This window comes from Serratia sp. BNK-33-b (assembly GCF_048684565.1).
In the GTDB taxonomy this organism is placed as follows: domain Bacteria; phylum Pseudomonadota; class Gammaproteobacteria; order Enterobacterales; family Enterobacteriaceae; genus Serratia; species Serratia marcescens.
Genome location: NZ_JBLQTZ010000001.1, coordinates 1,544,479 through 1,559,037 on the forward strand (window position 1 = coordinate 1,544,479; position 14,559 = coordinate 1,559,037).

Below are 14,559 nucleotides of genomic sequence, written 5' to 3' on the forward strand. Positions count from 1 at the left end.
TCGCACTCTTTAGCAAAAAGGTAAATAACTATTTTGCTAAAAAACACTTGCGCATAATTTAGCAATTAGCTAAAACAAAAGGGTGGGCCAAGGGTTCACCCGTGCGGGGCGGCCTGTCATGATGAGGAGCCGCTCAGTGAAATCAAACGAGAGAGGGACTTTACGATGTACAAGATTGATTACAATAGCTACCGATCGGTCGCCAGCTTCGGCCACCGCGTGCGTTTTCTGGTGCTGCACTACACGGCGCAAAACTTCGCCGACTCGGTGACGTCGTTGACCGGAAAATCGGTCAGCGCGCACTACCTGGTGCCGGATCCGACCGAGGTGACCTATCAGGCGGCCGGCTTCAGCGGCGTGCGCATCTTCAACCTGGTGGACGAGAACGAGCGCGCCTGGCATGCCGGCACCAGCCAGTGGGGCACCCGCAGCAATATCAACGACACCTCGATCGGCATCGAGATCGTCAATCTGGCGAGCGGCGACGGTGAAAACATCACCTTCCCGCCGTTCAATCCGCAGCAGATTGAGGCGGTCACCCAGCTGGCGCAGAACATCCTGCAGCGTTATCCGGACATCTCGCCGGTGAACGTGGTGGCGCACTCCGACATCGCGCCGGGCCGCAAGAGCGATCCGGGCCCGCAGTTCCCGTGGCAGCAGCTGTATCAGGCCGGCGTCGGCGCCTGGTATGACGAAGCGACCAAGCAGCAGCGCCAGCAGGAATACTGCAGCCAGGGCCTGCCGGCGCAGGCCGATCTGCTGAAACTGTTCGCCCAATACGGCTATGACACCTCGGCGGCGAACACCGCAGAAGGCTATCGCCAGCTGGTGCGCGCGTTCCAGCTGCACTTCCGTCCGCAGAAGTATGACGGCGTGATGGATGTCGAAACCGCCGCCGTTCTGCGCGCGCTGGTCGACAAGTACGCCGCCTGAGCCTGACCGCGAATGGGGGACGCCTCATTCGCCTTTTCCTCGCCGGGCTTCCTCCGCTAAAATAGCGGCCTGGCTGGTCTTTATCGGAGGCATCGTGCGCCTCGATCGAAAAATCTCTCCCCTTGAACTGCTGACCTATCGCCACTATCGCGTCGTTCACGGCGTGCGCATCGGGCTGGCGTTTATCCTGACCTTTCTGCTGATCCGCCTGCTGGCGGTGCCCGAAGGCACCTGGCCGCTGATCACCCTGGTGGTGGTGATGGGGCCGATCTCGTTTTGGGGCAACGTGCTGCAGCGGGCGCTGCAACGCATTGCCGGCACGGTGTTCGGCGCCGCGTCCGGCCTGATCGCCCTGTATCTGGAACTCTATTCGCTGCCGCTGATGCTGGTCTGGTGCGGCGTGGTGATGTTCGTCTGCGGTTACCTGACGCTCGGCAAACGGCCGTATATGGCGCTGCTGGTGGGGATCACGCTGGCGGTGGTGTGCGGCGCGGGCGCCGGCGACATGCACACTGCGCTTTGGCGCAGCGGCGACGTGATCTTCGGCTCGCTGCTGGCGCTGCTGTTCACCAGCATCTACCCGCAGCGCGCCTACATTCTGTGGCGCATGCAAATGGCGGACTGCCTGCAAACCGCCGCCCGAATTTACGGCGCCTACTTTTCGCCGAACGTCATTGAGCGGCCGCGGCTGGAGCCGCAGCTCAAGGATCTGTTGAATCAGGTGGTGAAGCTGCGCAGCCTGATCGTGCCCGCCAGCAAGGAAACCCGCATCCCCAAAGCGGTGTTCGAGGCGGTGCAAACCCTCAGCCGCAATCTGGTGTGCACGCTGGAACTGATGGCCGACGCCTACTGGGCTTCGCGCGAAACGCACTTCATCATGCTAAACGCCCGCACGCTGCGCAGCACCCAACTGCTGACGCTGAGCTCGCTGGAATCGCTGGCGCTGCTGATGCGCGAAGGGCCACAGGCGCAGCGGCAGGCGGCGGCGGGGCAGCTGGCGGAGATCGCCGGCGAGCTGAAAACGCTGATGCAGGAGGTCAGCCTCGGTCAGCACGGCGAAGCGCCGATTTACGGCTATGTCTGGCTCAGCATGGAGCTGGCGCAGCAGCTGGAAGAGTTGGGGGATCTGCTCCAGGTCTGCACCGCCGCCGGGCGTGAATAAGGGGTCAGATCATGAAGGCGGCGCTTTGGGTTTTGGCCGCCGGGGCAAAGTGGGTAAGATAAGGCAATCACTGTTGTGCCGGACCGCCACAAACCTGTATCTTGGTGCCATGTGGCCGTAAGCAAATGAATCTGTGTATTACTAAAGCAAGGGTATAAAGATGGATAATGCAAATAAGCCGAGTTTCCAGGACGTGCTGGAGTTTGTGCGTATGTTCCGCCGCAAAAACAAACTGCAACGCGAGATCGTCGACAACGAAAAGAAAATTCGTGATAACCAGAAGCGCGTGCTGCTGCTCGACAACCTGAGCGAGTACATCAAGCCCGGCATGAGCATTGAAGACATTCAGGGCATCATCGCCAACATGCGCAGCGACTACGAAGATCGCGTTGATGACTACATCATCAAAAATGCCGATCTGTCCAAAGAGCGCCGCGAGCTGTCCAAAAAGCTGAAAGCGATGGGTGAAGTGAAGTAACCCGCTTTATCGGGCCGGGCGCGATGCCTGGCCCGCATTCCTGCCAATCATCTTCTTCCTGCCGTTTCGATCATCTCCCGATCCTCATCGATCCCGTAAATGGGATCGCGATCCGCATTTGTAGCATTTTTAGCCGCAATGTTAACGAACTGTGATTTTGCTCAAACAATTATTTTTGCAGCTTTGGTTATATGTCTATCAATGTTCACGTTGTCATTTTGAGTTTTCGAGATGTTTTATGATTAATTTATTGAAATTTAACATGTTGTTTCGTTGCTCGTTTTTTGTTGAATAAAAATGACAACGTCAACATTTAGAATTTTCAAGCGTTTAACGAGTGTATTGGAGGAAGAGATGAGCCAGTTGCCGGAAAAAATGCGCGCGGTCGTTTGCCACGGCCCGCAGGACTACCGTTTCGAACAGGTGCCCACGCCGCTGCCGAAAGCGCGCGAGCTGGTGATCAAGGTGGAAGGCTGCGGCATCTGCGCCGGCGACTGCAAGTGCAAGAACGGCGCGCAGATGTTTTGGGGGGAGAACCCGTGGGTCAAACCGCCGGTGGTGCCGGGACATGAGTTCTACGGCCGCATCGCCGCGCTGGGCGAGGGCGCGGAAGGCAAATACCGGATCGGTGAGCGGGTGATCGCCGAGCAGATCGTGCCGTGCTGGGAGTGCCGTTACTGCAAATCCGGCAGTTACTGGATGTGTGAGACGCATAACATTTACGGCTTCCAGAAAGACGTGGCGGAGGGCGGCATGGCGGAATACATGCGCTTTTCCGAGAACGCTATCGTGCACAAGATCCCGGAAAGCCTGAGCCATGAAGACGCGGTGCTGATCGAACCGATGGCCTGCGCCATCCACACCGTGGCGCGCGGCGACATCCAGCTGGACGACGTGGTGGTGTTGGCCGGCGCCGGGCCGCTCGGGCTGTGCATGGTGCAGGTGGCGCGCCTGAAGACGCCGAAGAAACTGATCGTGATCGACGCCATCGACGAGCGGCTGGCGCTGGCGAAGGAATTCGGCGCCGACGTGGTGATCAACCCGCTGAAGGAAGACGCCGACCAGATTGTCAAATCGCTGACCGGCGGCTACGGCTGCGACGTGTATATCGAGGCCACCGGCGCGCCGATCGGCGTCACCCAGGGGCTGCAGATGATCCGCAAGCTGGGCCGCTTCGTGGAGTTCAGCGTATTTGGCAAGGAAACCACCGTCGACTGGTCCATCATCGGCGATCGCAAAGAGCTGGACATTCGCGGCGCGCACCTGGCGCCCTACAGCTATGAAATCGCCATCGATCTGTTCGAGCGCGGGCTGGTGACCTCAAACGGCGTGGTCACCCACAGCTATTCATTGAACGACTGGGACGAAGCCTTCGCCCTGGCGGACTCGACCGATTCCATCAAGGTGATCCTGGTTCCCTGATTTTCCCGCCGTACCGCTGTTGCAGTCACGACCGCCGGCCCATCCGCAATGGGGGGCCGGCCGGTCGGCCAAACGTAAAGACATGCTGTTGCTCTGATAACCACAACAAGAAGCTTCCCTACAGGAGAATTGGCTATGTTTTCATTATTCAAAAAGACCCTGCCTTTTATCGTCGCCGGTGGAATGTTGGCGGCCAGCCAGGTGGCGCTGGCCAAGCAAATCACGATCGGTATGTCGTTCCAGGAAATGAACAACGACTACTTCGTCACCATGAAGCAGGCGTTGGATCAGGCGGCGGCGGATATCGGCGCCAAGGTGTACGTGGCCGATGCGCGCCATGACGTTGCCAAACAGATCGGCGACGTGGAAGACATGCTGCAGAAGAAGGTGGATATCCTGCTGATCAACCCGACCGATTCGGTGGGGGTGCAGTCGGCGGTGATCTCCGCCCATAAGGCCGGCGCGGTGGTGGTGGCGATCGACGCCCAGGCGGAAGGGCCGCTGGATTCATTCGTCGGCTCGGAAAATTACGACGCCGGCTTCCAGGCGGGCGAGTACCTGGCGAAAGCGCTGGGCGGCAAAGGCAAGGTGGCGATCCTCGACGGTATCCCGGTGGTGCCGATCCTGGAGCGCGTGCGCGGCTTTGAAGCGGCGATGAAAAAATACCCCGACATCAAGATCGTCACCAAGCAAAACGGTAAGCAGGAGCGCGACACCGCGCTGACCGTGACCGAAAACATGCTGCAGTCGGCGCCGGATCTGGCGGGCATCTTCAGCGTCAACGACGTCGGCGCGCTCGGCGCCCTGGCGGCGATCGAAAGCAACGGCGCCAAGGTCAAGCTGGTGAGCGTCGATGGCCAGCCGGAAGCCATCAAAGAGATCCTCAAGCCGAACTCGCCGTTTATCGCCACTTCGGCGCAGTTCCCGCGCGACCAGCTGCGCATTGCGCTCGGCATTGCGCTGGCCCGCTACTGGGGCGCAACGGTGCCGAAAACCGTGCCGGTCAAAGTGAAGCTGATCGACCGCAGCAATGCGGCCGGCTTTAGCTGGTAACAGCGGCCGGTTCGCCCCGCTGCGGCGGGGCGTTCGGCGCGGAGGGCAATGCGGTGACACCTTTACTGGAACTGAAGCGAATCAAGAAAAGCTTTCCTGGCGTAAAGGCGCTGGACGGCATCGATCTGGCCATTCAACGCGGCGAGGTGCACGCCCTGCTGGGCGAAAACGGCGCCGGCAAATCGACGCTGGTGAAAATCATGTGCGGCATCTATCAGCCGGACGAGGGCGATATTTTTATCGACGGCGAGCAGCGCCGCTTTAACAACTATCGCCAGGCGATCGAGGCCGGGGTCGGCATTATTTTTCAGGAATTCTCGTTGATTCCCTATATGAGCGCCATCGACAACATCTTCCTCAACCGGGAGATCAGGAACCGCTGGGGCCTGCTGGATCGGCGGGCGATGCGGCGCAAGGCCGAGGCGATCTTCAAGCGGCTGACGGTGGCTATCGATCTCGATTGCCCGGTGGAGCAGTTGAGCGTGGCGCAGCAGCAGTTCGTTGAGATCGCCAAGGCGCTGGCGCAGGGCATCGGCCTGCTGCCGGAGAGCCGCAAAACCGAGGGTCTGGTGCTGCCGTTTTCGGTGGCGCAGAACATCACCCTCAACCGACACCACCGGCGCGGCAAGATCTTCGTCAGCGCCCGCAAGGATCGCGACGTGGTGCAGCGGCTGATCCGCGCCGTGGGCGTGAAAACCCCGGACGCCGAGACCGCCGTCAGCACCCTGAGCGGCGGCAACCAGCAGAAAGTGGTGATCGCCCGCTGGCTCAACAACGACTGCAACATCCTGATCTTCGACGAGCCGACGCGCGGCATCGACGTGGGCGCCAAGGCCGAGATCTACCAGCTGATGCAGCAACTGACCCAGCAGGGCATCTCCATCATCATGATTTCCTCCGAACTGCCGGAGATCATCGGCGTGTGCGACCGCGTGCTGGTGTTTCGCGGCGGCCACATCGTCGCCGAGCTGACCGGCGACGACATCGAATCCAACCACATCATGCTTCACGCGACCGGGAGTGCCTTATGATCGGAATTGAACAACCCGCCGTGGCGCGCCGCGCCGCCGGCCCCAGCCTCGGCAAGCGCTGGGAAAAACTGCTGCATCACCCGGCGGTCTTGCCGTTTATCGGCTTTGTGATCCTGTTCGTGCTGATGAGCCTGTTGAACGACAGCTTCCTCAGCGTTAACAACCTGACCAACGTGGCGCGCCAGGTGTCGATCAACGCCATTATCGCGGTGGGCATGACCTGCGCCATCCTGACCGGCGGCATCGATCTCTCGGTGGGGCCGGTGATGGCGCTGGCCGGCTCGGTCGCCGCCGGGCTGATGCTGGCGGCGGTGCCCATCCCGCTGGCGATGGTGGCGGCGCTGGCGCTCGGCGCGCTGTTCGGCCTGGCCAACGGCGCCTGCATCGCCTACCTGCGCATGCCGCCGATCATTGTCACCCTGGCGTCGATGGGCATCGCCCGCGGCCTGGCGCTGCTCTATACCGGCGGCTACCCGATCTCCGGCCTGCCCGACGTATTCTCCTTCTTCGGCCGCGGCACGCTGCTGGGCATTCAGGTGCCGATCCTGATCATGCTCGGCGTGTACGTGCTGGCCTGGCTGATGCTCAATCAGCTGCCGTTCGGCCGCTACGTCTACGCGATGGGCGGCAACGAAGAGGCGGCGCGCCTGAGCGGCATCCGTGTGCCGCGTTACAAGATGCTGGTGTACGTGATCAGCGGCCTGACCGCCGCGCTGGCCGGGCTGGTGCTGACCTCGCGCCTGATGAGCGGGCAGCCCAACGCCGGCGAAGGCTTCGAGCTGGACGCCATCGCCGCCGTAGTGCTGGGCGGGGCGGCGATCTCCGGCGGGCGCGGCGCCATCGTCGGCACGCTGGTGGGGGCGATGATGCTCGGGGTGCTCAACAACGGCCTCAATCTGATGAACGTATCGCCGTATATCCAGAATGTGGTGAAGGGCGGCATCATCCTGGCCGCCATCTACCTCAGCTCCGTGCGGCGCAAATAGGAGGCGCGATGTCAGTCTTTCTTGGCATAGACGTCGGCGGCACGGTGATCAAGGCCGGGCTGTACCGGTCAAGCGGCGAAGAGCTGGCGATCGCCGAGCGCGATGGCGCGGCGATTGCCGCCCAGCCGGGCTTCAGCGAACGCAATATGGACGCGCTGTGGGATGACGTTTGCGCGGCGATCCGCCAGACGCTGCACGCGGCGGGGCTGGCGGCCGGGCAGGTGCGCGGCGTCAGCTTCTCGGCGCACGGCAAAGGGCTGTACGCCATCGACCGCCACGGCAAACCAGTCGGCAACGGCATCCTCTCTTCGGACAACCGCGCGGCGGCCACGGCGGCTGAGCTGCGCCGCGCCGGCGTGGACGCGCAGACCTACCCGCGCAGCCTGCAGCCGCTGTGGCCCAGCCACCCGGCGCTGCTGCTGCGCTGGCTGAAGCAGCGGCAGCCGGCGCAGTACGCCGCCGTCGATCGCATCCTGATGGCGCACGACTACCTGCGCTTTCGCCTCACCGGCGAGGCGGCGGCCGAGGTGACCAACATCTCCGGCAGCAACCTGTTTAACCAGCACAGCGGCGCTTACGATCCGGCGCTGATGGCGGCCTTCGGCATCGAAGAGGCGCAGGAGAAGACCGCGCCGGTGATCGGCTCGGCGCAGCTGGCCGGGCGGGTGACGGCCGCTGCGGCGGCGCAGTGCGGCCTGCGAACGGGCACCGCGGTATACGGCGGCCTGTTCGACGTGGTGGGCGCGGCGCTCAGCTCCGGCGTGGCCGACGATCGCACGCTCAGCGCGGTGGCGGGCACCTGGTCGATCGCCACCTGCGTAACCGAGCGCATCATTCCCGCCGATTATCCCTACGCCTGGGGGCGCTACTGCATCGACGGCCGCTATTTCGTGCACGAAGGCAGCCCGACCTCGGCCGGCAATTTGGCCTGGTTTCTGCGCCAGTTCTGCGCCGACGACCGGCAGCGCTACGCCCAGTTCAACGCCTGGGTGGCCGAGCGCCGCGAGCAGCCGAGCGGGCTGCTGTTCCTGCCTTATCTGTACGGCTCCAACCTCGGCGGCAACACGCCGGGCGGGCTGATCGGCCTGAGCGCTCACCACGAGATGGCGGACGTGGTGCAGGCGATCTACCAGGGCATCGTGTTTTCGCACCTGATCCATCAGGAGCGCATGGTGCAGCTGAACCCGCGCATCGAACGGGTGCGCATGACCGGCGGGCCGACGCAGTCCGAGGTGTGGATGCAGATGTACGCCGACGCCGGCAACCTGCCGCTTGAGGTGGTGGAAACGCGCCAGAGCGGTTGCCGCGCCGCCGCCCTGTGCGCCGCCGTCGGCGCCGGGGAGTACGCCGGGTTCGCCGAGGCGATCGCCGCCGCGCCGCCCAAACTGCGCTGTTATTATCCCGCGACCGCCGCCCATCGGCGCCTGCGCGCCCAGCAGGCGCGCTATCTGGCGGTCGCTCAGGCTTTGAGTGAGGTGACTGATGCAAACGACTAACGCCGCCTGTCTGGGGCTGTATGAAAAGGCGCTGCCCGCCGATCTGAGCTGGCCGCAGCGGCTGACCACCGCCGCCGAGCTGGGCTTTGAATTTGTGGAGATGTCGATCGACGAACAGCCGGCGCGCCAGCAGCGGCTGGATTGGGATCGCCGCCAGCGGCTGGCGTTTATCCAGGCGCGGCTCGACAGCGGGGTGACGGTGCCGAGCCTGTGCCTGTCGGCGCACCGGCGCGATCCGTTCGGCAGCGCCGAGGCCGCCACCCGCGAACGGGCGCGGGGGCTGATGAGCAAGGCGCTGGAACTGGCGACGGATCTCGGCATCCGCAACATCCAGCTGGCGGGCTACGACGTCTATTACGAACCCGCCGATCGCCACAGCCGCGAACGCTTTATCGAGGGCATGCAGTGGGCAGCTACGCAGGCCGCCAGGGCGCAGGTGATGCTGTCGGTGGAGGTGATGGACACGCCATTCATCAACAGCATCAGCAAATGGCGCGACATCGCGCGCCACGTCAACAGCCCGTGGTTCACGGTGTATCCCGATCTCGGCAACCTCAGCGCCTGGGGCAACGACGTCGCCGCCGAGCTGGCGCTGGGCATCGGCAGCATCACCGCTGTGCACCTCAAAGACACCGTGGCGGTGGGGCCGGGCAGCGCCGGGCAGTTCCGCGACGTGCCGTTCGGCGAAGGCTGCGTGGATTTCGCCCACGCCTTTTCCGTGCTCAATGCGCTCGGCTATCGCGGCCCCTACCTGCTGGAGATGTGGGCGCGTGAAGACGGGCAGGATAAGCAACGCATCGCCCAGGCCAAGGCCTGGATCGAACAACAGATGAATGAGGGAGGCATCGCATGCTGAACGAACTCAAGCGGCAGGTGCTGGCGGCCAACCTCAGCCTGCCGGCATACGGGCTGGTGACCTTTACCTGGGGCAACGTCTCGGCGATCGACCGCCAAAGCGGGCTGGTGGTGATCAAGCCTTCGGGCATCACCTACGAGGTGATGACGCTGGAGGATCTGGTGGTGGTGGATCTGGAGGGCAAGGTGCGCGAAGGGCACCGCAAACCCTCATCCGACACCGCCACCCACCTGGCGCTGTACCGCGCCTTCGCCGATATCGGCGGCGTGGTGCACACCCACAGCCGCAACGCCACCATCTGGGCGCAGGCCGGGCAGCCGATCCCGGCGCTGGGCACCACCCACGCCGACTACTTTTACGGCGACATTCCCTGCACCCGGCCGATGAGCGAGGCGGAGATCGCCGGCGATTACGAGGGGGAAACCGGTAAGGTGATTATCGAGACCTTCAATCAGGCGGGGCGCGATCCGCAGCAGGTGCCGGGAGTGCTGGTCTATTCCCACGGCCCGTTCGCCTGGGGCAAGGACGCGGCGGATGCGGTGCACAACGCGGTGGTGCTGGAGGAGGTGGCGATCATGGCGATGGCGACCCGCCAGCTGGCGCCGGCCATCGCCCCGATGCAGCCGGAGCTGCTGGACAAACATTTCCTGCGCAAGCACGGTAAACACGCCTACTACGGGCAATAGCGTCCGTCAGCGATTCAACAGCGAGCCGGTGAAGAATTCTCTGCGCACCGGCAACTCGCCGCGCGGGCTGTGAATGGCGCTGAACAGCAGCTCCGCGGCGATCTCCCCCAGTTTCTGCGTATCGTGATACACCCCCGGAATGTGCAGGCCGTAAGCGCCGGCGCGCGGCGGTTCGTCTATCGAGAAGAACTTCACCTGCTGATAGAGCCCCATTTCGTGGCAGATGGCGATGGCGCCCAGCGTGATGATGCCGTTCAGGCCGATGATGTAATCCGGGCGGTTCTCCGGCTGCGCCAGATAGGCGCGCACCTCGCTCTCTTGCGAGGTGAAATCGTAGTCGCCGTTGATGATATGAATCTCACGCCCGCTGCCCTGCAAGGCCGCGACGATGCCGGCGGTGCGCGTTAAGGTAATTTCCGAATCCGCCGGGCCGCCGATAATCAAAAGCTTCTGCTCCGGCTGCTCCGCCAGATAGCGCCCGGCCAGCACGCCGATCTCGCGATTATCGAGAAACACGCCGCTCAGCTGCTGATCGTAGAGATCGCGGTCGATCAGGATCAGCGGCACGCCGTACACCTCGGCCAGCTCGAGATAGGCGGGGCGGTAGCGCTTGTCGTCGCGCACCGCCGACAGCAGGATGCCGCGCGCCTTGTAGCCGAACAGCGCCTGAATGGCGCGCATTTCCGCCTCTTCGCTGCCGTCGGTGTCGAACAGCATGATCTGATAGCCCTGCTGACGCGCAATGCGCGACACGGTCTTGATCAGGCCGGAATAGAACGGGTTGTACATGCTGCTGGTGACGATGCCGATAATCTGGCTGCTGCTGCTTTTCAGCCCCTGCGCGAACGCGTTGGGCACATAATTCAGCTCTTTGGCGATGGCGTGAATGCGCTCGCGGGTTTCCGGCTTGACCAGCTCGGGCTTATTGAAGGCGCGGGAAACGGTGATATTGGTCACCCTGGCGCGGCGGGCGATATCCACGATAGTGGCGTTGGGATTGGCTTTCGACACCGTCTTTCCTTGCGTTATGCCTCAACAGATCCCTTATTGTAGGGAAAGGGCGGGGGCGGTGCTAGGGGGGAGTTGGGGGGGCTGGAGTGGGGGAGAGAAAATAATGGAATAAAAATAGATGTAATAATGTTGTTGGTTTATTAATTGTGAATTTAATCATTTTATGTCGCTATATTTTGTTGGCGGGGAGTTTGGTAAGGTGTATCGCATGGTCGAGATTAGGTGTTAATGGCGGCTTTGTGCCAGGAGCGGACGTTCTAGCTGTATGATATGTTTTTGAATGGGGCTGACCATTGTGACTTTAAACTAAGAGTTTTTATCTAAATATCAAAAACATTGGATTGATAGACTATGAAAGAGACTGTTTACAATATATTTATATTTTCACAAGATGGTGTTCATATTACTCACGCAGGCATCGTGCCACATCAATTAGATAATGATGATGATTACAAACTTGAATTCCTGTTAAAAAACTTAGAAATTGATTTGGCTTCTTGCCGTTCTTTCCACCCCATTCATCCATCAGTATTGGATTCAGATGGAAAACTTTCTCTAACAAGGTATAATTCAAATATGAGAGTAAATAACTCTCTTACACCTTTCGAAATAGCTTTAGCCAATCATAATGCTTCACAAAACCCCTTGGTAATTGTGACTCCTGTAATTGATGGGAAGATACAATATGATATCCAACTTTCAGTTAGCGAGAAGTTAAGACATAAACACATGCCCCATCAACATATTGAAGGTGTTAAAAGCCTCCCGGACTATCTTGACCAGTATATAAAAGATGATGAGTTTCATGTGAAGCAACTTTTAAATGATGACCAAATGAAGCCTATTAAATTACTCTTTAATAATAAGCATTACTTGGCAAGCTTTAAACTTTTAATGTCTTTTATTGATACTATAGCATACATTGAATTCGGTAACGTACAGCGGGGGTTTCAAAATTGGCTTGATACTTACTCAGCACTGAATAGCCTTGAGGTTACTTCAGATGAACTTTATGGTCTTAGAAGTTCTATGCTACACATGACAAATCTGAATTCACATAAAGTGATGCAAGGTAAAATACGCCGCCTTAGTATCGCTATTTGCAAGAAGGGCCATCCAACTCAAGTACATGACAATATTGCTTACTTAAATTTTACTGATTTCCTTTTTATTTTTGATGAGGCTGTTGATAGATGGTTGGATACATACAAAGATAACAAGAAGCAGTTAACACTGATTGAACGATACGATGAGATAATTAGAGATGGCTACTGGTAATAGAAAACGGTAAAGTGCTTACCGTATGAGCATGGCGGTTTTTATTGAAACATTTAACAAAATATGGTGGTAATTAATGAACTATCTAGATAGAGAAGCATCAGTATTATACTTCAAATTGTCACAAATATACTTTCACGGAGAAAGACTCAGTTGGGATCATTACAAGGATAGAATGCTGGCACTAAAAAACATGTGTGAATCAACCGATCCAATTTATGAGAGGGCTAATCGAATTCTTTTGGTGGAAGAATGGAGCGACGAAGACTTTTGGTCCCCCGAAAATGACGATCATGATTGCACTCCATCCGTATCCACTACAGATGAGCCTGCTTATAAAGTCGACATTCAGCCAGGTATAAGCAGAGATGAAAAAGGGGATATTCACTTTTTATCGAAGAGAAAAGGCTTAAATGATTGGGTCTTTCATCAGTATGACGTAGACTTTCACCCTTCAATTCCTCACGGTCATTATAAAGGAAAAAATCAACCTAAATTAGACTCTTATTTAGGTTGGGTATATCAGGGTTCTAAACAAATTAGACGACTTAGTAGAGATATAATAATTGATCTTTGGAATGATGATGAATTCCGGATTTTCGCCAGAGTCGCAATCGAGTGGTATATGGATAAATTCCCAGCTTACAACTGGCGGGTAGATTATCCATTAATGTTACCAAAACATAGAAAATAATTAACAAATTCGAGCTTGTGAGTAATTTTGTGTAACTGCCAGCGTATTAAAGGTGACCGCTCAGGCGGCCACCGAACTCGATAATAAAACGGCTCATCGCCAGCCGCCAGTTCTGGATCGGCATACACCATTTTTTCGATGCATCCTTTATCGCCAGATAAATAACCTTCCGTACTGAGTCGTCTATTGGGAGCACTTTGTGCTTTTGATAGCTGTACGAAGAACACTATTCAGCGATTCGATAGCATTTGTGGTGTAGACGGCCCTGCGAATATCGGGTCGATATCCACGCTGACTAAACTGAGATGAAACACTTTAATCAAAGGTCCGTTGTTCGCTCAAAGCTGCCCCTTAATGCTACCGTTCAAAGCAATAAACCAGCACCAGTAGCTGTGGAACGGAAGCGTTGTGGGGCTCATTGAGGAAAACAGAAATCCCCGCTTAAGAGCGAACGGACCAATAACGCAGGCGATGCTCCCCACGCTCGACTACCGGCAACAACACCGCTAATCTAGCCGCGACTTTTCACCCCCAACTCCCCGCCACAACCCCGGCAACAGCGCCAGCGTCTCATCAATCAGCGCCCGTCGGTCATTGCCCGGTTTCCAGATAGTCACCATGGTTTGGCTGATACCCTGGCTGCCCACTTCGGTGCGCAGCGTGTTGACGTTTTTCCACCGTTCCGCATGCATGTGCGTCGGCAAGAATCCCCAGCCGCAGCCCTGTTCGAGCAGGGCGCGCAGCATTTCCAGCTCGTTGGTGAAGATAGTGTGCCCGGAAATTTGCAGGCGGCGCGCCACCGGTTCGTCAGAGTCCGGGTGCATGATCACCTGCGGCGTGAGCGAGAGCTCCAGCAGCGAAAGCGGCTGTTCCGCGCCGGGGAAAAGCATTTTAGCGGCGTAAAAATCCATCTCTATCGCCCCTAAGGCGCGCCACTCCATGGCGTCGCCCACGCTGCGGTGGCGCGCCTGGCAGATGCCCAGATCGGCCTGGCCGCTTGCCAGCAGGCTTTCCGCTTCGTCGCGCGAGGCGTTAATCAGGCTCAGGCGCGTATTGCGCTGGGCCATGGCGGCAATCAGCGCTTGCAGCAATGCACGGGGCGTGAAGGGATCGTAAACCAGCGAGATTTCCTGCGCTGCGCTCTTCGGCACGTCTTTGGCAAATGCCTCAAAGGCTTTCACCTGGCGCATCAGCAGGTGTGCCTGGCGCTGCAGCTGTTCGCCTTCCGGCGTCAGGTGCAGGCTGCGTCCCTCGCGCAGGAACAGCGCATAGCCCAAGCCATCCTCGAGAAAATCAATCAAATCGCGCAGCGTCGTGCGGTCTTTGCCGAGCTTGAGCGCGGCTTTCGCCAGGCTGCCGTGCTCGGCCACGGCGGTGAAGGCTTCCAATTGGGCAAAGGAATAAATCAGGCTCGGCACGCAGTTCCCCCGTCGATTTTGCGGGGGATTTTCCCCCATCAGGCGTTTTTTATTA

Annotated in this window: 14 protein-coding genes and 1 pseudogene; 12 read left to right on the forward strand and 3 right to left on the reverse strand. The window is 58.9% G+C overall.

Features of this window, described 5'->3' with window-relative positions:
- Positions 1 to 165 precede the first annotated feature (165 nt).
- The 10 genes from ACMGGK_RS07325 to araD all read left to right on the forward strand — a co-directional run bounded on the left by ACMGGK_RS07325 (position 166) and on the right by araD (position 10,103).
- Entirely contained in the window at positions 166 to 933 is a 768-nt protein-coding gene (locus ACMGGK_RS07325) for an N-acetylmuramoyl-L-alanine amidase (RefSeq protein ID WP_197834823.1), read from the forward strand.
- A gap of 94 nt (positions 934 to 1,027) precedes the next feature.
- Positions 1,028 to 2,095, forward strand: coding sequence for an FUSC family protein (locus ACMGGK_RS07330; RefSeq protein WP_016927008.1), 1,068 nt, complete (start codon positions 1,028 to 1,030; stop codon positions 2,093 to 2,095).
- 160 nt (positions 2,096 to 2,255) lie between these two features.
- Complete coding sequence (gene tmaR, locus ACMGGK_RS07335; protein WP_004935612.1) at positions 2,256 to 2,573, forward strand: PTS system regulator TmaR; 318 nt, start codon at positions 2,256 to 2,258, stop codon at positions 2,571 to 2,573.
- 354 nt (positions 2,574 to 2,927) lie between these two features.
- A complete protein-coding gene (locus tag ACMGGK_RS07340; protein ID WP_016927009.1) occupies positions 2,928 to 3,995 on the forward strand; it encodes an erythritol/L-threitol dehydrogenase in 1,068 nt (355 codons plus the stop codon).
- 135 nt (positions 3,996 to 4,130) lie between these two features.
- On the forward strand, positions 4,131 to 5,048 hold the full coding sequence (locus ACMGGK_RS07345; protein ID WP_016927010.1) for an ABC transporter substrate-binding protein: 918 nt from the start codon (positions 4,131 to 4,133) through the stop codon (positions 5,046 to 5,048).
- Between the two features lie 53 nt (positions 5,049 to 5,101).
- Positions 5,102 to 6,079: an ATP-binding cassette domain-containing protein gene (locus ACMGGK_RS07350; RefSeq protein WP_420276795.1), complete on the forward strand. Its 978-nt coding sequence runs from the start codon at positions 5,102 to 5,104 to the stop codon at positions 6,077 to 6,079.
- On the forward strand, positions 6,076 to 7,065 hold the full coding sequence (locus tag ACMGGK_RS07355) for an ABC transporter permease (RefSeq protein WP_079452223.1): 990 nt from the start codon (positions 6,076 to 6,078) through the stop codon (positions 7,063 to 7,065). Before ACMGGK_RS07350 ends, ACMGGK_RS07355 begins: the two co-directional genes overlap by 4 nt.
- 8 nt (positions 7,066 to 7,073) lie before the next feature.
- The gene (locus ACMGGK_RS07360) at positions 7,074 to 8,561 is read left to right on the forward strand and encodes an FGGY-family carbohydrate kinase (RefSeq protein ID WP_197817567.1); all 1,488 of its coding nucleotides are present in this window, start codon (positions 7,074 to 7,076) and stop codon (positions 8,559 to 8,561) included.
- Positions 8,548 to 9,417, forward strand: a complete 870-nt coding sequence (locus ACMGGK_RS07365) for an L-ribulose-5-phosphate 3-epimerase (protein WP_420276796.1) — start codon at positions 8,548 to 8,550, stop codon at positions 9,415 to 9,417. The genes ACMGGK_RS07360 and ACMGGK_RS07365 overlap by 14 nt, the downstream gene beginning before the upstream one ends.
- On the forward strand, positions 9,411 to 10,103 hold the full coding sequence (gene araD / locus ACMGGK_RS07370; RefSeq protein WP_228009729.1) for an L-ribulose-5-phosphate 4-epimerase: 693 nt from the start codon (positions 9,411 to 9,413) through the stop codon (positions 10,101 to 10,103). Before ACMGGK_RS07365 ends, araD begins: the two co-directional genes overlap by 7 nt.
- A 6-nt stretch (positions 10,104 to 10,109) precedes the next feature.
- On the opposite strand, the gene ACMGGK_RS07375 is transcribed toward araD, so the two are convergent.
- Positions 10,110 to 11,114 (reverse strand): LacI family DNA-binding transcriptional regulator, encoded by a 1,005-nt coding sequence (locus ACMGGK_RS07375; protein ID WP_021505897.1) that lies wholly within the window; start codon positions 11,112 to 11,114, stop codon positions 10,110 to 10,112.
- A gap of 351 nt (positions 11,115 to 11,465) precedes the next feature.
- On the opposite strand from ACMGGK_RS07375, the gene ACMGGK_RS07380 reads away from it, so the two are divergent.
- Positions 11,466 to 12,392: a hypothetical protein gene (locus ACMGGK_RS07380; RefSeq protein WP_420276797.1), complete on the forward strand. Its 927-nt coding sequence runs from the start codon at positions 11,466 to 11,468 to the stop codon at positions 12,390 to 12,392.
- A gap of 76 nt (positions 12,393 to 12,468) precedes the next feature.
- Positions 12,469 to 13,086: a hypothetical protein gene (locus tag ACMGGK_RS07385; RefSeq protein ID WP_420276798.1), complete on the forward strand. Its 618-nt coding sequence runs from the start codon at positions 12,469 to 12,471 to the stop codon at positions 13,084 to 13,086.
- Positions 13,087 to 13,132: 46 nt separating this feature from the next.
- Here the strand turns inward: ACMGGK_RS07385 and ACMGGK_RS07390 are convergent.
- Positions 13,133 to 13,371, reverse strand: a pseudogene (locus ACMGGK_RS07390) (transposase); the annotation flags it as partial.
- Positions 13,372 to 13,592: 221 nt separating this feature from the next.
- Positions 13,593 to 14,504 carry a LysR family transcriptional regulator gene (locus ACMGGK_RS07395; protein ID WP_420276799.1) on the reverse strand — a complete coding sequence of 304 codons (912 nt, stop codon included), beginning with the start codon at positions 14,502 to 14,504 and terminating at the stop codon, positions 13,593 to 13,595.
- Between the last annotated feature and the right edge of the window lie 55 nt (positions 14,505 to 14,559).